Source organism: Arthrobacter sp. EPSL27 (assembly GCF_001512305.1).
In the GTDB taxonomy this organism is placed as follows: Bacteria; Actinomycetota; Actinomycetes; order Actinomycetales; family Micrococcaceae; genus Arthrobacter.
Window position 1 is genome coordinate 925,048 of sequence record NZ_LNUT01000004.1, and the last position, 18,438, is coordinate 943,485.

At 69.8% G+C, this 18,438-nt stretch carries 13 protein-coding genes; 10 read left to right on the forward strand and 3 right to left on the reverse strand.

Features of this window, described 5'->3' with window-relative positions; translation table 11 throughout:
* The first annotated feature begins 1 nt into the window (after position 1).
* From pheT to AR539_RS08875, 4 genes are all read left to right on the forward strand, one after another.
* A complete protein-coding gene (gene pheT, locus AR539_RS08860) occupies positions 2-2,545 on the forward strand; it encodes a phenylalanine--tRNA ligase subunit beta (RefSeq protein WP_066434998.1) in 2,544 nt (847 codons plus the stop codon).
* Positions 2,546-2,748: 203 nt separating this feature from the next.
* A complete protein-coding gene (locus AR539_RS08865; RefSeq protein ID WP_066434999.1) occupies positions 2,749-3,237 on the forward strand; it encodes a 4'-phosphopantetheinyl transferase family protein in 489 nt (162 codons plus the stop codon).
* Between the two features lie 142 nt (positions 3,238-3,379).
* Positions 3,380-3,802: a hypothetical protein gene (locus tag AR539_RS08870; RefSeq protein ID WP_066435000.1), complete on the forward strand. Its 423-nt coding sequence runs from the start codon at positions 3,380-3,382 to the stop codon at positions 3,800-3,802.
* 240 nt (positions 3,803-4,042) lie between these two features.
* On the forward strand, positions 4,043-5,593 hold the full coding sequence (locus tag AR539_RS08875) for an HNH endonuclease signature motif containing protein (protein ID WP_157360997.1): 1,551 nt from the start codon (positions 4,043-4,045) through the stop codon (positions 5,591-5,593).
* Between the two features lie 109 nt (positions 5,594-5,702).
* On the opposite strand, the gene AR539_RS08880 is transcribed toward AR539_RS08875, so the two are convergent.
* From AR539_RS08880 to AR539_RS08890, 3 genes are all read right to left on the reverse strand, one after another.
* The gene (locus AR539_RS08880) at positions 5,703-7,088 is read right to left on the reverse strand and encodes a M1 family metallopeptidase (RefSeq protein WP_082699261.1); all 1,386 of its coding nucleotides are present in this window, start codon (positions 7,086-7,088) and stop codon (positions 5,703-5,705) included.
* A 40-nt stretch (positions 7,089-7,128) separates the two neighbouring features.
* A complete protein-coding gene (locus AR539_RS08885; RefSeq protein WP_066436386.1) occupies positions 7,129-11,052 on the reverse strand; it encodes a Pls/PosA family non-ribosomal peptide synthetase in 3,924 nt (1,307 codons plus the stop codon).
* 197 nt (positions 11,053-11,249) lie between these two features.
* Positions 11,250-12,215: a quinone oxidoreductase family protein gene (locus tag AR539_RS08890; protein ID WP_066435010.1), complete on the reverse strand. Its 966-nt coding sequence runs from the start codon at positions 12,213-12,215 to the stop codon at positions 11,250-11,252.
* Positions 12,216-12,428: 213 nt separating this feature from the next.
* Between AR539_RS08890 and argC the strand changes: the two genes are divergently transcribed.
* The 6 genes from argC to AR539_RS08920 are packed head-to-tail and all read left to right on the forward strand — an operon-like array spanning position 12,429 to position 18,425.
* Positions 12,429-13,460, forward strand: a complete 1,032-nt coding sequence (gene argC / locus AR539_RS08895; protein ID WP_066435013.1) for an N-acetyl-gamma-glutamyl-phosphate reductase — start codon at positions 12,429-12,431, stop codon at positions 13,458-13,460.
* A complete protein-coding gene (gene argJ / locus AR539_RS08900) occupies positions 13,457-14,623 on the forward strand; it encodes a bifunctional glutamate N-acetyltransferase/amino-acid acetyltransferase ArgJ (protein WP_066435017.1) in 1,167 nt (388 codons plus the stop codon). Before argC ends, argJ begins: the two co-directional genes overlap by 4 nt.
* A gap of 46 nt (positions 14,624-14,669) precedes the next feature.
* Positions 14,670-15,626, forward strand: a complete 957-nt coding sequence (argB, locus tag AR539_RS08905) for an acetylglutamate kinase (RefSeq protein ID WP_066435020.1) — start codon at positions 14,670-14,672, stop codon at positions 15,624-15,626.
* Positions 15,623-16,894, forward strand: a complete 1,272-nt coding sequence (locus AR539_RS08910; RefSeq protein WP_066435021.1) for an acetylornithine transaminase — start codon at positions 15,623-15,625, stop codon at positions 16,892-16,894. The genes argB and AR539_RS08910 overlap by 4 nt, the downstream gene beginning before the upstream one ends.
* Before the next feature lie 20 nt (positions 16,895-16,914).
* On the forward strand, positions 16,915-17,892 hold the full coding sequence (gene argF / locus AR539_RS08915) for an ornithine carbamoyltransferase (protein WP_066436394.1): 978 nt from the start codon (positions 16,915-16,917) through the stop codon (positions 17,890-17,892).
* Entirely contained in the window at positions 17,892-18,425 is a 534-nt protein-coding gene (locus tag AR539_RS08920) for an arginine repressor (RefSeq protein WP_066435022.1), read from the forward strand. Before argF ends, AR539_RS08920 begins: the two co-directional genes overlap by 1 nt.
* Positions 18,426-18,438 lie beyond the last annotated feature (13 nt).

Genomic DNA, 18,438 nt, shown 5'->3' on the forward strand with positions numbered 1-18,438 from the left:
AGTGCGTATCCCACTTTCCTGGCTGCGTGAATTCGCGCAGGTACCGGCCGGTGCAACGGCCGAAGACGTCATGGCGGACCTGGTCAAGGTCGGCTTTGAAGAAGAAGCCGTACACCGCCCCACCGATGCCCTCCGCGGCCCCATCGTGGTGGGCCAGGTCCTGAGCATCGTCAAGGAACCGCAGACGAACGGCAAAACCATCAACTGGTGCCAGGTCCGTGTGGTCCCCGAGGGCCAGCAGCAGAGCCTCACCGGCGACGGCATCGACCCGTCCGGCGTGCAGGGCATCATCTGCGGCGCCCACAACTTCGTGGAAGGCGACAAAGTGGTGGTCACCCTTCCGGGCGCCGTACTGCCGGGCGACTTCCACATCTCCGCGCGGAAGACTTACGGCCACCTGTCCGCCGGCATGATCGCCTCCGTCCGCGAGCTTGGCATCGGCGAGGACCACGACGGCATCCTGGTGCTGTCCCGGATCGGGCTGGACCCGGAAATCGGCACCGACGCCATGGACCTGCTGGGCCTCTACGACCAGGCCGCCGAAATCAACGTCACCCCGGACCGCGGCTACGCGTTCTCGATCCGCGGCGTGGCCCGTGAGTACGCCCACGCCACCGGCACCTCCTTCACCGACCCGGCGTCGAAGGTCGAGGCTCCCGCGGAACTTGCCGGCGGCTACACCGTCAAACTCAACGACGACGCCCCGATCTACGGCAAGCCCGGCTGCGACCGCTTCGTGGCGCGCACCGTGCGCGGTGTGGATGCCACGAAGCCCACGCCGCCGTGGATGACCTCCCGGCTCCGGCTCGCCGGCATCCGCTCCATCTCCCTGCCCGTCGACATTTCCAACTACGTCATGCTCGAACTCGGGCAGCCCACGCACTGCTACGACCTCGACAAGCTCTCGGGCGACATTGTGGTCCGCCGGGCCGTGGCAGGGGAGAAGATCACCACCCTGGACGAGAAAGTCCGCACGCTCGATGTCGAGGACCTGCTCATCACCGACGGCTCCGGCGCGATCGGCATTGCCGGCGTGATGGGCGGCGCGGCCACCGAGGTGAGCGATTCGACGTCGAACATCCTTGTTGAAGCCGCGCACTTCGACGAAGTGTCCATTGCCCGCTCGCGACGCCGCCACAAACTCCCGTCCGAGGCCTCCAAGCGCTTCGAACGCGGCGTTGACTGGCACGTCGCAGGCACCGCCGCGCAGCGCGTGGTCGACCTGCTGGTCGAGCTCGCCGGCGGCACCGCCGATGAGGCCGGGACCGACGTCGGGACCGCACCGGAAACTGTCACTGTGGAGCTCCCGGCGGCCTTCGCCGCGGAACGGATCGGCATCGACTTCACGCAGGAGCAGGTGGTCACCTCGCTGGAGGACCTGGGGGCCGTCGTCGTCGTGACCGACGCCGGCTACACCGTTACGGCCCCGAGCTGGCGGAACGACCTGGAAACCAAGGAGGACCTCTCCGAGGAGATCGCCCGTCTGGTCGGTTACGACCAGATTCCCGCGAGCCTTCCGGTGGCGCCTCCCGGCCGCGGGCTGACCCGCACCCAGCAGCAGCGCCGGCGCCTTGTGCAGGCCCTGGCCGACGCCGGCCTGACCGAGGTCCTCGCATACCCGTTCGTCTCCAAGGCCGCCAACGACACCTTCGGCGTTCCAGTGGCAGGGGAGCCGCGTAAGGCCCTCAAGCTCGCCAACCCGATCAGCGAGGAGCAGGGCTACCTCCGCACCTCGATCCTGCCGGGCCTGATCGAGGTCGCCAAGCGCAACCACTCCCGCGGCTTCCGCGACCTGGCCCTGTTCGAGGCCGGCCTCGTGTTCCTGCCCGGCGACACGCTTGGCACCGCGTCCATCCCGCCGCTGGGCGCCAAGCCGGGCGATGAGGTGCTGGACGGACTGTACGACGGCGTGCCGGACCAGCCGCTGTATGTCGCGGCAGTGCTCACCGGCCACGATTCACCGGCCGCAGCCGGCCACGCGCCCCGGGCCTGGGACTGGGCCGACGCCCTCGACATCGCCCGGATCGCCGGCGACGTGCTGGGCGTGGATATCGTGGTCAGCCAAGGCCAGCACCAGGCCTTCCACCCGGGACGGACCGCCCAGCTTGCGCTCCGCACCGGCACGGTCCTGGGCTACGCCGGCGAGCTGCACCCGAAGCTGCTGGCTGCGCACGACATGCCGGCCCGTTCGGTGGCGCTTGAGTTCAACGCGGACGCCCTCTTCGAGGCCGCGGCCGACGTGATCGTCGCCCGGCACATCTCCACCTACCCGGTGGCCACCCAGGACGTCGCCCTCGTGGTGCCGCAGGACGTCCCGGCGGAAGAGGTCCTCACGGCCCTGCGCGAAGGGGCCGGCGAACTGCTTGAAGACGTCGCCCTGTTCGACGTGTACGCCGGCAAGGGCATCGAGGACGGCAAGAAGTCGCTGGCCTTCAGCCTGCGGTTCCGGGCCGGGGACCGCACGCTCACCGCGGACGAGGCTTCGGCCGCCCGCGAAAGCGCGGTGGCCGTGGCCCATGAGCGCTTTGGAGCAGTCCAACGCTAGAACCGAGGGAACACCGGGGAACGCTCGCCGTAGCCGGGATCACCGTCCGGTCCGTACGTCTTGCCGACGTCGGACCGGACGGTGATGGCTTCCTTGATGCCGTTGAACGCTCGCGGGCTTCAGGCATCAAGGACCCCGCGGCCCGCCGGGAGTTCCTGGCCGGCCGGATTGCCCTAAGGGACCTCGCCGCCGGAATCCTTGGCGTGCAGCCCTCGGATCTGACTGCCGCCTCCGCGTGCCCGGAGTGCGGTACGGGACCGGACATCGACCACGGACGGCCCGGCTACCTCCTGGCCGGCGCGCCCGCCGGCCTCATCCTGAGCCTTTCGCGCAGCCGCGGCTGGGCACTGCTGGCAGCCGGCAGCGGGGCGGCCGGGACTGCGGTCGGCGTCGACCTGGAACACAGCTCCGGCGTCGGGTTCACCGGATTCGACGACGTCGCGCTGACGCCGGGAGAGCGGGAACTGCTCGCCGCCGTCCCGCCGGAGCAATCGCCCCGTTGGCGGGCCGCCGCGTGGGCGCGCAAGGAAGCCCTGCTGAAGGCGTACGGCACCGGACTGCGGACCGACCCGGCCACGGTTGAAGCCTTCGCGGATTTCCCCGCCGGCACCCTCCTCGTGGACCTGGCCCCGGCGGACCTGGGCCTGCCGGCTGAGTTCGCCGCCGCGCTTGCGGTTCTTGGCGGAACGTAGTCCCGACGTCGTTCACCGTATTCAAAGCTGACATCCTGGTGCCTTAGTGCGGGAGGCCGCGGCGTCGGTTCCGGTCCTGATCTCCAGACGCGGCCCGGATGTGACGGTTCCGCCCGGGCCCGCCTCCGCTTAGGCTGACGCCATGCTCACGCTGACACGCGCCCGACCAGCGCTTTTCATCTCCGAAGTGGGATTGCTGTTCCTTGCGCTCGTTTTGATCGGCATCGCGTTAATAAATTCCGCCGCCGCAGTCGCCGCCTTCCCCGTCGAGCCGTTGGCGTTTCTGGGCTCTCTTATATTCCTGGGCGCCGGTGCCGGCTGCACCGTGGTGAGCCTTTGTGCATTGTCGGGACGTCCCCGCTCGGTGATCGCCAGGGCTGTCTGGATGTGTGCGGGGTGGGCGGCTGCGGTGTACCCACTGAGTCTTGCGCTGACACATCTGGCGGGTACGTACGCTGCGGCATTGCCGGTTGCTGGTGCGGGCATCCTCCTCGCTGTGCTGCCGGTCGGGAAGGAAAAACATTACGGTCCCCGTGACCGGGGCTGCGAGAGCATTCGAAGCTGAAGGACCGCGACAACAGAGCCGGTACGTTCCGAACGGTAGCGGCCTACGCGGTATCGGCATGCACCGTTGCGGACTCCGGCACACTGTGGTCCTTTTCTGCCCGACGGCGGCTGGGCTCGGCTTTTTGTCGGTGCCTCTTGAGACGATATGGGTATGGAAAACAGGGTTGTTTTCAGCAGTGCGGAGGTTCGGGAGGCGGCGCGGGCTTTGGCCGCGTCCGCGATGGCGCTGGCTGCCTCGATGGGCGCGGATCTTTCCTGTCTTCCTGCCGGCGGTCTTCCCGATGGCGGTCTTCCTGCCGGCGGTTCTGAGGGTGGTTCTCCCGAGGGCGGTTCTGGCCCGTTGGAGGGTGGGGATCCGTTGCGGGATCTGGCCGATGCGAGCCTGGATGGGTTGTCGGGGCTCGCCCGGGTGGAAGCGCAGACCGCGGCGTTGAAGGTCCTGGTCACCGGGGAGTATCTGGACACAACCAAGGCATTGGCGGCGCCGGAACTGCCCAGCAGCGCGCAGGAGATGGCGGAGATCGCCGAGGTCGCAGGCGTCCTGGGGGTCTCTGAGCGGTCGGCCGGGGCGTTTCTGGGTGAGTGTGTGGCGTTGACCTCGCGCCTGCCGCTGACGCTGGCGGCGCTGGGTGCCGGGACACTCTCGTGGCAGCACGCCCGGGTCATGGTGGACGAGACGGCGAACCTGGACGCTGCGGGGGCGGCGGCGCTGGAGGCCCATTTCCTGGACCCGTCCGCACCCGACCCTGCCCGCGGCTGCCCGGCCGGGGAACTCGTGCCGGGGCGGTTCCGGGCCAAGGCCCGCACGTGGCGCGAACGCCACCACCCGGTCAGCATCGAAACCCGGCACAGGAAATGCGCGGCAGACCGGCGGGTCGAGTTCGTTCCCGACAGCGACGGCATGGCCTGGTTCAACACTTATCTTCCGGCGGAGACCGCGGCAGGGATCTGGAACCGGACCACCGCGCAGGCGAGAGCGCTGCAAGGCCCGGCGGAGCCCCGGACCCTCACCCAGCTCCGCTCCGACATCGCCGCCACCCTCCTCCTCAACGGCAGTGACAGCGGGGACGTTGGTGCGGATGTGCCGGTGCCGCGGGCGCAGGTGCTGGTTACTGTCCCGGTGATGTCGCTGCTGGGTGTGACGGAGGAACCAGCCATGCTGGACGGGTACGGGCCGATCCCGCCGTCCATGGCCCGCCGTCTGGTAGCTGATGGCGCGGATTCGTTCCACCGGGTCCTGGTTGATCCGCGGGACGGGGCGCCGCTGGAGATCGGCCGGACCAGTTACCGGGTCACCAAGGCCCTGCGGCAATGGTTGCGCCTTCGGGACGCCAAGTGCTCCTTCCGGGGCTGTAACAACGCCTCGCTCGACAACGATGCCGACCACCTGCTGGCTTGGGCTGACGGCGGCACCACCGGAATCAGCAACCTCGGCCAGCCCTGCCGGAAACACCACCGCCTCAAACACACCACCGCCTGGACACCCGCCGGCGCCACCAAGGAGAGCCCGCCCGGCTGGACCTCACCCACTGGGCGCCACTACCCCAGCGAACACCAGGACTGGGAACCACCCCACTGGCCGGACAGCAACCTGCTCACCGACGCAAACCCGGACCCCGGCCGGGATCCTGACGTGGACTTGCTTCGGGACCCCTTCGCGGACTGGTTTCAGTTCACCGAAGGCCGGGAGCCCGAACCGGAAACGGACCCGGAAGACCCAGGATGGGACCCCGACAGCGAGCTACCCACGGACCCGTTCCCCGACTGGTGCCAGTTCACCGCCGCCTGACCACCCGCGGCGACGGAGAACCATGGCCGGTCTGTGCCCCGCGGCGGCGCCGGTTCCCAAGTATTGCTGTCGCTCCTGCGCCCAATGATTCACGCCGGGGGCAAACGCATCAGCCTGCGGCCGGCAGCGGAGGCAAGGCCTCCTGGTACAGCCACGGGTGCAGCAGGGACTCGGTGTCGAGTCCGGTAGCACGGTCGGCCGTGAGGATGAACTGCTGAGTCGACACGGAACCGTGCCGGTTCTCAGCCACCCACTCATGCAGCAGAGAGAAAAAGGCCAGGTCACCGCAGCGCAGGCGCAGGGCATGCAGCGCCAGTGCGCCGCGCTTGTAAACCCGGTCATCGAACATCAGCTCCGGCCCGGGGTCGCCCACCAATAGGTCCTGCTTGCTGGTGGCCAGCTTCCGCCATGCCGCGGCGGCCCGGCGGGCCACCGTCAATACACCGGACTCCTCGGACCAGATCCACTCGGCGTAGCAGGCAAAGCCCTCATGCAGCCAGATGTCCCGCCACGAGGCAGCCGTGAGCGAGTTCCCGAACCACTGGTGCGACAGTTCATGCGCAATCAGACGCTGGGACTCCCAGTCCAGCTTGAGGTGATTGGGACCGAAGATCGACAGGCTCTGCGCTTCCAGCGGGATCTCCAGGACATCCCCGGCGACCACCGCCGTGTACTCGGCAAAAGGGTACGGGCCGAAGCAGTTGATGAAAGTGCGCATCATCTCCGGCTGCCTCGCCAGCCCCGTCCGGGCCGCGTCCGCAAGCTCCGCCGGAACTGCGGCGAACTGGGGAACGTGGGATGGCTGCCGGACCGTGTCGAGGGCCAACAGCTCATAGCGGCCGATCTGGACCGTGGCGAGGTAGGTGGACATCGGCTCGGCCTGCTCATAGACCCAGGTCTCGCGGCTGGACCGGCTGGTGCGGGACACCAGGATCCCGTTGCACACGGCCCGGTAATTGGCATCCGTGGTCACCGAGATCCGGTAGCTCGCCTTGTCCTTCGGGTGGTCGTTGCACGGGAACCAGGACGGTGCGCCGTTCGGCTGCCCTGCCACCAGGACGCCGTCGGTCAGTTCCTCCCAGCCCACTTCGCCCCACAACCCGCGGCGGGGAGCGGGGTTTCCCTCGTACCGGATGTCCAGGGTGAACTCCTGTCCCGGCAGCAGGGCAGCCTCGGGCACGATCACCAGCTGGTCGGCGCGCTGGCTGAATTTCCGTACCCTGCGCCCGCTGAGCTGGATCTTGGTGGCCCGGAGTCCCGTCAGGTCCAGAACAATGGCCGACGCCGGCCGTTCCGTCACAGCGTGCAGCACCGCCCGCCCGTTCAGGCGGTTGCTGCTGAGTTTGTAGTCGAGATCGAGTTCGTAGCGGGTGACCCGGTAGGCGTCCGTCCCGTGGCCGGGCAGGTACGGATCGGGTGAGGCGGCCGCCTCGTCAGCCGGGGGGCCGCCGGCGCCCCCGGGGGCGGCCGTGGAACTCGGAAAAATGGAACTCATAAACCGGCTTTCGCGCTTGCAGGTGTGCGGACGGGCGGGGCTATTTCAGTTTGGGGGCGGGCACGGCCGGGCCGGCCCAGGGGCTCACCGGATTGCCCATCCAGTAGGTGCCGGCGGGCACAGTTTCGCCGCGCATCACGAGCGACGCCGGGCCCACTGTGCCGCCGCTGCCGATGCGGGCCTGCGGGAGGATGACTCCGTGCGGCCCCATCGTTGCCCCGTCATCGAGCGTAACAGTGTCGATGCTCATGACGCGGTCGTGGAACAGATGGGTCTGGACCACGCAGCCGCGGTTCACCGTGGAATTCCGGCCCAGGGTCACCAGGTCCGCTTCGGGCAGCCAGTAGCTTTCACACCACGTGCCGGGACCGATTTTTGCCCCGAGGGCGCGGAGCCACCAGACCAGGGCGGGGGTGCCGCTGGCCGAGCGGGCGAACCACGGAGCGCTGACCATTTCGATGAACGTGTCCACCACCTCGTTGCGCCAGATGAAAGAGCTCCACAGCGGATGCTCACCGGGCTTGATGCGCCCAACCAGCAGCCACTTCGCGACGACGGCACTCCCGGCGGCCACAAAGCCGGCAGCCAGGATCACGACGCCGCCCAGGAGTGCCGCGATGCCGTAATTGAACACCGTGGCCAGCCAGTCGAAGGCGACGAACACGACGGCGGCGATCGCCACCGTCGTCATCACAGGGATGAACCGGCACAGCTCCCACAGCGCCCGGGCAACCTTGAGTTTCAGTGGCGGCTGGTACGTCCTGGTGTCATCCGAGGCGATGGCGGTGCGCCGGAGCCGGACCGGCGGGCTACCCAGCCACGAGGTCCCGGACTTGGCCTTCGCGGGCGTCGCCGACAGTACCGCCACGAGGGAGTTTTTGGGCACATTGCGCCCGGCGCCCGTCATGCCGGAGTTGCCCAGGAAGGAGCGTTTGCCGATCTTGGCCGGCGCGATCCGCAGCCAGCCGCCGTCGAGCTCGTAGGACGCCACCATGGTGTCGTCGGCCAGGAAGGCGCCCTCGCCGACCGTGGTCATCTTGGGAATCAGCAGGACGGTGGAGGCCTCGACGTTTTTGCCGATCCTGGCCCCGAGCAGGCGGAGCCAGGCCGGTGTGAAGAGGCTGGCGTAGATGGGGAAGAGCAGGTCGCGGGCCAGGTCCAGCACCCGTTCCGTGGCCCAGACCTGCCAGCCGATCCGGCTGCGCACCCGGTAATATCCCTCGGCCAGGCCGAGGCCTAGGAGCCGGGTGGTCACGAGGATCAGCACGAGGTTCGTCAGGAACCAGGCCAGGGCCGCGGCGGGCAGGGAGAGGAGGAGCTGCGGCAGCGCCGCGCCCAGAGATTCGCTGCCGCGGATGAAGCCAAAGACCACCAGCGCCGCCGCGGCAGCCGAGACGTAGGGGATCAGGGCCAGGACGGCGGAGGCACCCGCGAAGCCGGCAAACCAGAGCCGCCCGATCAGCGGGTGGTGTGGGGGAGTCTCCGGCCGGGCGGCCTTGGCCTTCCCTCGGCGCTCGGCGGGCGACCCGGCCACGAGCTGCCCGGACTTCACCTTGCCCAGCACGGCCGAGCCGGGCTCCACCTTCGCTCCGGCGCCGATCGTGGCGCCGGGCATCAGCGTGCTGCGCGCCCCGACGGTGGCGCCGGGGCCGATCCGGATGGCCCCGATGTGGACGACGTCGCCGTCGATCCACCAGCCGGACAGATCAACCTCGGGCTCCACGTTGCACCCGCTGCCCAGCGAGAGCAGGCCCGTGACGGGCGGCAGCGAGTGCAGCTGGACGTTGTCGCCGATTTTCGCGCCGAGGGCCCGGGCGTAGTACGGCACCCAGGGGGCGCTGGCCAGACTGATGGCACCGGCCAGGTCCTGGATCTGCTCGGCCAGCCACAGGCGCAGGTGCACCCGGCCGGACCTCGGGTACGTTCCCGGGACCACCTTGCGGAGCAGCAGCCGGGCCGCCGCGACCGAGATCAGCATCCGGCCCGCCGGGCTGACGAACACCAGCCACGACGCGCCCACCCACCACCACGAGAGGGTCGGCGCCGCCGTGAAGCCTGCGAACGTAAAGAGAAGATTGTTTGCCGCCATCAGGTACGTCAGCCAGCGCATGCCGACCAGGATGTGCAGCGGGACGCCCATCAGCGTCTGGAAGACTTGCGACTTGCGGGCCGTGCGGCGGACCACGCGTTCCGCGGGGGCGACAGCGCCGCCGTCGGGCAGCGACTGCCGCGCAACGTCGATCAGTGCCCCGATGCGGGGAGTGGCATAAATGTCCGCCACCGTGATGGTGGGGTAGCGCACGCGGAGCGCCGAGACCAGCTGCGCGGCGGCGAGGGACCCGCCCCCGTAGGCGAAGAAGTCGGCGTCGAGGCTGGACGCGGTGGTGCCCAGCACCGCGCTCCACTGCTCCACAATCCACGTTGCATCGTCCGGGAGGTTCAGCGGGGCCGCCTCGGTGTCTGCTGCTCCGGCCCCGGCGAGGGGCCACGGCAGCGCGTGCCGGTCCACCTTGCCACTGGTCTTGGTGGGCAGCGAGTCCACCACGGTCAGGAGCGGGATCAGCGGGGCCGGCAGGCTGCCGCCGAGCAGTTCCCGGGCGGCGGCAAGATCAAGGTCCTTGCCGCCGGCCGGCGCGAGGTAGCCGACCAGGATCTGGTTCCCTGCCGCCGTCGTCTGCACTGCCGCGGCCGCGCCCGCGACGTCCGGCAGCGACTGCAGGGCGGCATCGATCTCGCCCAGCTCGATCCGCCGCCCGCCCAGTTTGACCTGTTCGTCGGCGCGGCCCATGAAGATCAGCCCCGCGGCCTCGTATCGGACCAGATCGCCCGAGCGGTAGGCGCGCGCCCAGCCCAGTGAGGGCATGGGGGCGTACTTTTCGGCGTCCTTGGCCGGGTCCAGGTACCGGGCGAGGCCGACGCCGCCGATGATCAGTTCGCCGACTTCGCCTTCCGCGACCGGCCGCGACCGCTCATCCACTACGGCCAGGTCCCAGCCGTCCAGCGGCAGGCCGATCCGGACCGGACCGGACCCGCCCAGCGGCGCGGCGCACGCGACCACCGTGGCCTCCGTGGGCCCATAGGTGTTCCAGACCTCGCGGCCCTCGACGGCGAGCCGCTCGGCGAGGTCCGGCGGGCACGCTTCGCCGCCGAAGATCAGCAGGCGGACGCTTTCCAGCGACTCCACCGGCCAGAGCGCGGCCAGCGTGGGGACCGTGGACACCACCGTGATGCCGTGGCTGATGAGCCACGGGCCCAGGTCCATGCCGGTCCGGACCAGGGCGCGGGGTGCCGGGACCAGGCACGCGCCGTGGCGCCACGCGAGCCACATCTCCTCGCAGGAGGCGTCGAAGGCGACCGAGAGCCCCGCGAGGACACGGTCCTGCGCCCCGACCGGATCCCCCTGCTGGAAGAGCCGGGCTTCGGCGTCGACGAAGGCCGCGGCAGATCGGTGCTGGACCGCCACGCCCTTGGGGGTGCCGGTGGAACCCGAGGTAAAAATAACCCAGGCGTCGTCGTCCGGGCCGGGCAGCCGCGGAGCAGGGAATGGGCGGGGCTGCTGGCCCTTTGTCACAATCTCACCGCCGCCGCGCAGTATGCCCGCGACGCCGGCCTCGCCGAACACCAGCCGGGCGCGTTCCTCCGGGTCGTCCGCGTCGACCGGGACGTAGGCGGCCCCGACCATCAGGATGGCCAGGATGGAGACGTACAGCAGGTTGGTGCCGGACGGAATCCGCACCCCGATCTTGTCCCCGGCGCCGAGGCCGACCAGGTGCAGCTCCTTCGCCCTGGCCCGGACCGCCGCCATGAGCTGGGCGTAGCTGAGTGACTCGTGGCCGTCGTCGAGGGCGGACGCCTCCGGAAAGCGCGCTGCGGTGTGCCGCAGGATATCAACCAGGGTCCGCTCCGGCGGCGCGGCCAGGGACCCGGGAAGCTGCGGCAGGAAGTCCGGGCTGGCGGTGGCCAGGGCCTGTGGCGGGCCGCCGGGTTGCGCTTGGTGATCAGTCACAGGGGGATGGTCTCCGGCCTAGGTGAACGGAAGGTGTCGGGGTTCGCTTGGTGTTAATAGTCCGCCTCTGGAGCGATGTTCGCACGCGGTTCCGCATTGTTCCTGAGCCTGCCTGTTCCGGAGCCTGCCTGTTCCTGCGACCGTGGTACTTGGCCCTAGGGCACCAGCAGGACTTTGCCGGTGGTGCGCCGCTGCTCGAGGTCATCGTGGGCCCGGCCGGCTTCGGCCAGGTCGTAGCGGGCGCCGATCCGCACCTTGAGGGTCCCGTCGGCCACCGCCGCGAAGAGTTCGTCCGAGCGCCAGCGGCGTTCCCGCGCGTCGCGCAGGAAGTGGGCGATCGTCGGCCGGGTGAGGTACAGCGAGCCGCCCGAGTTCAGCCGCTGCGGGTCGAAGGGCGGCACCGGGCCCGACGCGGCACCGAAGAGCACCAGGGTGCCGCGGATGCGCAGGGCGGCGAGGGACCCGTCGAATGTGTCCTTCCCGACGCCGTCGTACACCACGTCCGCGCCGGCCCCGTCGGTCAGTTCACGGACCTCCGCGGCGAAACCGTCGTACCGCAGCACGTGGTCCGCGCCCGCCTCGCGGGCCAGCTGTTCCTTGTCATCGGTGGACACCGTGGTGATGACGCGCGCGCCGCGGGCCTTGAGCAGCTGGATCAGCAGGAGTCCGACGCCGCCGGCGCCGGCGTGCAGCAGGACGGTGTGGCCCGGCTCCACCTTGAACGAGGAATTGATCAGGTAGTGCGCGGTGATGCCCTGCAGCGGCAGGGCCGCGGCCGTGAAGTCGTCCACGCCGTGCGGCACCGGCAGCGCCTTGTCCTCATCAATCAGGGCGTAGCCGGCGTAGCAGTTGACGCCCTCGGCCGTGGCCACGCGGTCGCCGACGGAGAACCCCGTGACGCCGTCACCCAGTTCCTCCACGGTGCCCGAGGCCTCGGAGCCCGGGGTGAAGGGGTAAGCCACCTTGTAGGCGCCGCTGCGCTTGTACGTGTCGATGAAGTTCACGCCGACGGCGGCGACCTTGACCAGCAGCTGCCCGGGGCCCGGGACCGGGCGGTCCACTTCAGCCAGGTTGAGGACGTCGGGGCCTCCGGCCTCGCGGGCAACGATTGCATGCATCATGGAACTCCTTGACTGGGCTGACGTGCGCGGGCCGGACCCGGCTGTTTTCACCCATCCTAGGGACACCGGCCCCATCGGCGAAGCGCCGTCCGGGATCCGGCGCGGCCGCGCGGCACACTGCCGTCCGGCGCAGCCCGGGTAGGGCCGGAGGACACGCATGACCCATGCATAAATATCGGCATCTATGCATACTCTTGCTGTATAGTCGGAGCTATGACTATTTCTGTTGCCGTCTCCGGAGCCAGCGGCTACGCCGGCGGCGAGGTGCTGCGGCTCCTTGCCGGCCACCCCGACGTCACCATCGGCGCCATCACGGCGCACAGCAACGCCGGTTCCAGACTAGGGGAATTGCAGCCCCATCTCCACGGTCTGGCCAGCCGCATTCTTGAGGACACCACCGTGGAGAACCTGGCCGGACACGACGTCGTGTTCCTGGCCCTCCCGCACGGCGCCTCCGCCGATATCGCGGCGCAGCTGCCGGCCGGCACCGTAGTGATCGACGCCGGCGCCGACCACCGGCTGGACGACGCCGCCGCCTGGGAGAAGTTCTACGGCTCCCCGCACGCCGGAACGTGGCCGTACGGCCTGCCCGAACTGCCGGGCCAGCGCGAAGCCCTCCGCGGCGCCAAGCGGATCGCTGTCCCGGGCTGCTACCCGACGTCGGCCCTGCTCGCCCTGACCCCCGGCTTCAGCAACCACCTGCTGCAGGCGGACGACGTCGTGATCGTCGCCGCCTCCGGCACCTCCGGAGCCGGGAAGGCCGCGAAGGTCAACCTGATCGGCTCCGAGGTCATGGGCTCCATGAGCCCCTACGGCGTGGGCGGCGGCCACCGGCACACCCCGGAAATCGAACAGGGCCTGTCGAAGGCACTGAACGCACCGGTCACGGTCTCGTTCACCCCCACGCTGGCCCCCATGAGCCGCGGCATCCTCACCACCGCCACCGCCAAGGTGCGGCCGGGCGTGACGGCGGAGGAGCTGCGCTCCGCCTGGGCCGAGGCCTACGACGACGAACCGTTCGTCCACCTGCTGCCTGAAGGCCGCTGGCCCTCCACCAAGTCCGTGCAGGGATCCAACCACGCCGTGATGCAGCTGGCGCTCGATGCGCACACCGGCCGCGTGATCGTCACGTGCGCCATCGACAACCTGACCAAGGGGACCGCCGGCGGCGCCGTGCAGTCCATGAACATCGCCCTCGGCCTGGCGGAAACCGCCGGCCTCAACCACCAGGGAGTCGCACCGTGAGCATCACCGCCCCGCAGGGGTTCCGCGCCGCCGGCGTCACCGCCGGCCTCAAGGCCTCCGGAAAGCCTGATCTCGCCCTCGTGGTCAACGACGGGCCCGCCAAGGCCGCCGCGGCCGTGTTCACCTCCAACCGGGTTGCCGCAGCCCCCGTGCACTGGTCCCGCGAAGTGGTCAAGGACGGCCGCGTGGACGCGGTCATCCTCAACTCCGGCGGGGCCAACGCCTGCACCGGCCCGCAAGGCTTCCAGAACACGCACACCACAGCCGAGAAAACCGCGGAGGCCCTGGGCGTCTCCGCCACCGACGTGTTTGTCTGCTCCACCGGACTGATCGGCGAGCAGCTTCCCATGGACAAGATCCTGTCCGGGATCGGTGCCGCCACGTCGGCGCTCAGCGGCGACGGCGGATCCGACGCCGCCACCGCCATCATGACCACGGACTCCGTGTCCAAAGAGGCCGTCTTCACCGGCACCGATGCCGCCGGCAAGGAATTCACCATCGGCGGCATGGCCAAGGGCGCGGGCATGCTCGCCCCCGGGCTCGCCACCATGCTGGTGGTCCTCACCACCGACGCGGACGTCCAGCCGGACATGCTCGACGTCGTCCTCCGCGACGCCACACGGGTCACCTTTGACCGGGCGGACTCGGACGGCTGCATGTCCACCAACGACACGGTGGTGCTGCTCGCCTCCGGCGCCTCCGGCGCCGTGCCGTCCGCCGTCGACTTCGGCGCGGGCCTGACCGCGGTCTGCGCGGAGCTGGCCCGCAAGCTCATCGGCGACGCCGAGGGCGCCAGCCACGACATCGCGATCCGCACCTTCAACGCCGCGAGCGAAAAGGACGCCGAAGTGGTCAGCCGCGCCGTCGCCCGCTCCAACCTCTTCAAGGCCGCCATCTTCGGCAAAGACCCCAACTGGGGCCGGGTCCTCTCCGCCGTCGGCACCACCGACGCCGCCTTCGAACCCGACCAGCTCAACGTGTCCATGAACGGCGTGCAGATCTGCCGCAACGGCAGCATCGGCGACGACCGCAGCCTGGTGGACCTGGAACCCCGCGAGGTCCTGGTCGAGATCGACCTGCAGGCCGGAGAGGCCGAGGCCACCATCTGGACCAACGACCTCACGCACGACTACGTCCACGAAAACAGCGCCTACTCCAGCTAGTCCCTTCGACGAAGGACGAACAGGAGGACAAACAGGAGGACGCCCCATGAACACCCAGACCCGCGAAACCACGTCCATGTCCGACGCGCAGGACAAGGCCGGCACGCTGATCGAGGCCCTGCCCTGGATCCAGCGCTTCGCCGGCACCACCATGGTGATCAAATACGGCGGCAACGCCATGGTCAACGACGAGCTCCGCCGTGCCTTCGCCGAGGACGTCGTCTTCCTGCACCACGTCGGGATCCACCCCGTGGTGGTGCACGGCGGCGGTCCGCAGATCAACGCCATGCTCAGCCGGCTCGGCATCGAATCCGAGTTCAAGGGCGGCCTGCGGGTCACCACGCCCGAGGCCATGGACGTGGTCCGGATGGTCCTCACCGGCCAGGTCGGCCGCGAGCTGGTGGGCCTCATCAACTCCCACGGCCCCTACGCGGTCGGCATGTCCGGCGAGGACGGCGGGCTGCTCCGCGCGGTCCGCACCGGCACCGTCGTCGACGGCGAGGAGGTGGACCTGGGCCTGGTGGGCGAGGTCACCGGCGTCAACCCGGAGGGAATCCTGGACATCATCGCCGCCGGACGGATCCCGGTGATCTCCACCGTGGCCCCCGAAATCTTCGACGACGGCAGCCTGGACGCGGGAACAAAGCAGGCGCAGACCACCGGCCAGGTCCTCAACGTCAACGCCGACACCGCCGCCGCAGCCCTCGCCGAAGCCCTCGGCGCCTCGAAGCTGGTGATCCTCACCGACGTCGAGGGGCTCTTCGCCAACTGGCCGGACCGCTCCTCGCTGATCTCCTCGCTGACGGCGTCGGAGCTCCGCGAGCTGCTGCCGCGCCTGGAATCCGGCATGATCCCCAAAATGGAAGCCTGCCTCAAAGCCGTCGAGGGCGGCGTGGAACGCGCGCACATCGTGGACGGCAGGCTGCCGCATTCGATGCTGCTGGAAACCTTCACGACGGCGGGCATCGGCACGCAGGTCGTCCCGGACGAGGAACGCAAATGAACCAGATCGAAACTGCCCCCGAACTCACCGAACTCGTAGAGACCGGCGGCCAGACCACCGGCGCCCAGTGGCTGTCCCGCTACTCGTCCTCCCTCCTGGGTGTGTTCGGCACCCCGCAGCGGGTCCTGGTCCGCGGCGCCGGCTGCCTGGTCTGGGACGCCGACGGCAAGGAATACCTGGACCTGCTTGGCGGGATCGCCGTCAACGCCCTGGGCCACGCGCACCCCTTCGTCACCTCCGTGATCTCCAGCCAGCTCGCCACCCTGGGCCACGTCTCCAACTTCTTCACGAGCCCCACCCAGATCGCCCTCGCCGAAAAACTGCTGGAGCTCAGCAAGGCCCCGGCCGGATCCAAGGTGTTTTTCGCCAACTCCGGCACGGAAGCGGTCGAGGCCGCGTTCAAGCTGGCCCGGCGGAATACGGGCGCCAGCCCGGACAGTGCAGCGAAGCCGCGCACCAAGATCATTGCGCTCGAAGGCGCCTTCCACGGCCGGACCATGGGCGCCCTCGCGCTGACCGCCAAGGAAGCGTACCGGGCGCCGTTCGCGCCGCTGCCCGGCGGCGTCGTGCATGTCCCGTTCGGTGACATCGACGCGCTCCGTTCCGCCATTGACGAGACCACTGCCGCCGTCTTCCTCGAACCGATCCAGGGCGAGGCCGGCGTCCGGCCGCTGCCCGCCAGCTACCTCAAGGCGGCCCGCGAGGCCACCAGCGCCGCCGGTGCCCTGCTGATCCTGGACGAGGTCCAGACCGGCATCGGCCGGACCGGCAAATGGCTGGCCAGCGAGGACGCCGGGATTGTCCCCGACGCCGTGACCCTCGCCAAGGGCCTCGGCGGCGGCTTCCCGATCGGGGCGCTGCTCACGTTCGGCCCCGAGGTGTCCGCGCTGCTGTCCGCCGGCCAGCACGGCACAACGTTCGGCGGCAACCCCGTGGCCACCGCCGCTGCCCTCGCCACCCTGCACGTGCTGGAAAGCCAGGACGTCCTGGCCCACGTCCGGAAGGTGGGCCGGCACCTGCGCGACGGGCTGGCAGCCACCGCCGGCGTCACCGAGGTCCGCGGCGAGGGGCTGCTGATCGGCTTCGACCTCGACGCCGACATTGCCCCGGCTGTGGTGGCGGCCGGCCTCGACGCGGGTTTCATCGTCAACAGCCCCGGCCCCCGCACCATCCGGCTCGCGCCCCCGCTGATCCTCAGCACCGACCAGGCCGACCGTTTCCTCGCGGCCCTGCCCGCCCTCCTCCAGACCGCAAAGGATTCCCAGTGAACGCTCCGGAGATTTCGACAGTGACTTCTAACAGCCAGGTCCGGCACTTCCTCAAGGACACGGACCTCACCCCGGCCGAGCAGGCCGAGGTTTTGGACCTGGCCGTCCGGATGAAGGCCGCCCCGTACAGCGTCCAGCCGTACGCCGCCGAGGGCAGCGGACGGAAAACCGTCGCCGTCATTTTCGACAAGACCTCCACCCGGACCCGGGTCTCCTTCGCCACCGGGGTGGCGGACATGGGCGGCAACGCGCTCATCATCAACCCCGGCGAGGCGCAGATCGGCCACAAGGAATCCGTCGAGGACACCGCCAAGGTGCTCGAACGCATGGTGTCCACCATCGTGTGGCGCACCGGCGCGCACGCCGGACTGGTTGCGATGGCCCAGAACTCGTCCGTGCCCGTCATCAACGCCCTGTGCGATGACTACCACCCCTGCCAGCTCCTCGCCGACCTCCTCACCATCAAGGAACACAAGGGCAGCCTGGCGGGGCTCACCATGAGCTACCTCGGCGACTCCGCCAACAACATGGCCAACTCCTACCTGCTGGCCGGTGTCACGGCCGGCATGAACGTCCGCATCGCCGGGCCGGAGGGGTACCTGCCGTCCCCGGAGATCATCGCCGCCGCCGAGGACCGCGCAGCGGAGACCGGCGGCTCGGTGCTGGTGACCGTGGACGCCGCCGAAGCGCTGCTCGGGGCCGACGTCGTCGCCACCGACACGTGGGTCTCCATGGGCCAGGAGGACGAGAAGGAAGCCCGGCTGCAGCTGTTCCGGAACTACGCCGTCGACGAGGCGGCCATGAAGCTCGCCGCGCCGGACGCCGTCGTCCTCCACTGCCTGCCCGCCTACCGGGGCTACGAGATCGCCGCGGCCGTGATTGACGGCCCGCAGTCCGTCGTCTGGGACGAGGCCGAAAACCGGCTGCACGCGCAGAAAGCCCTGATGGCGTGGCTGATGCACCGCTCCGGACTGGCCGTGGTTGAAGGACTCGGCTAGTGTCCGTCCAGCCCGCGTCGCCGGGGGCCAGTCCGGCCACCAAGACGGCACGGCAGGCGCGGATCACCGCGATCCTGACCGGGGAATCGGTCCGCTCCCAGGCCGAACTCGCGGCGCTGCTGGCGGACGACGGCGTCCAGGTCACCCAGGCCACGCTGTCGCGGGACCTCGTGGAGCTCGGCGCAGTCCGGGTCCGCGGCAAGGAAGGCGTGCTGGTTTACGCGGTGCCGGGGGAGGGCGGGGAGCGGGCGGCCAAGAGCGGCGTCACTCAGGAGATCCTCGACGCGCGGCTGACCCGGCTCTGCGGCGAACTGCTGGTCACCGCCGAAGCGTCCGCGAACATCGTTGTGCTCCGGACGCCGCCGGGCGCAGCGAACTTCCTGGCCCTCGCGATCGACCACTCGGTGATGCCGTCCGTTTTAGGCACCATCGCCGGGGACGACACCGTGCTGCTGGTCACCCGTGACCCGCTGGGCGGCGCAGCCGTGGCGGCCCGTTTCCTGCAGCTCGCCGAGGAAGCCGGCACCAGCTGAGCACCCGCAGGAT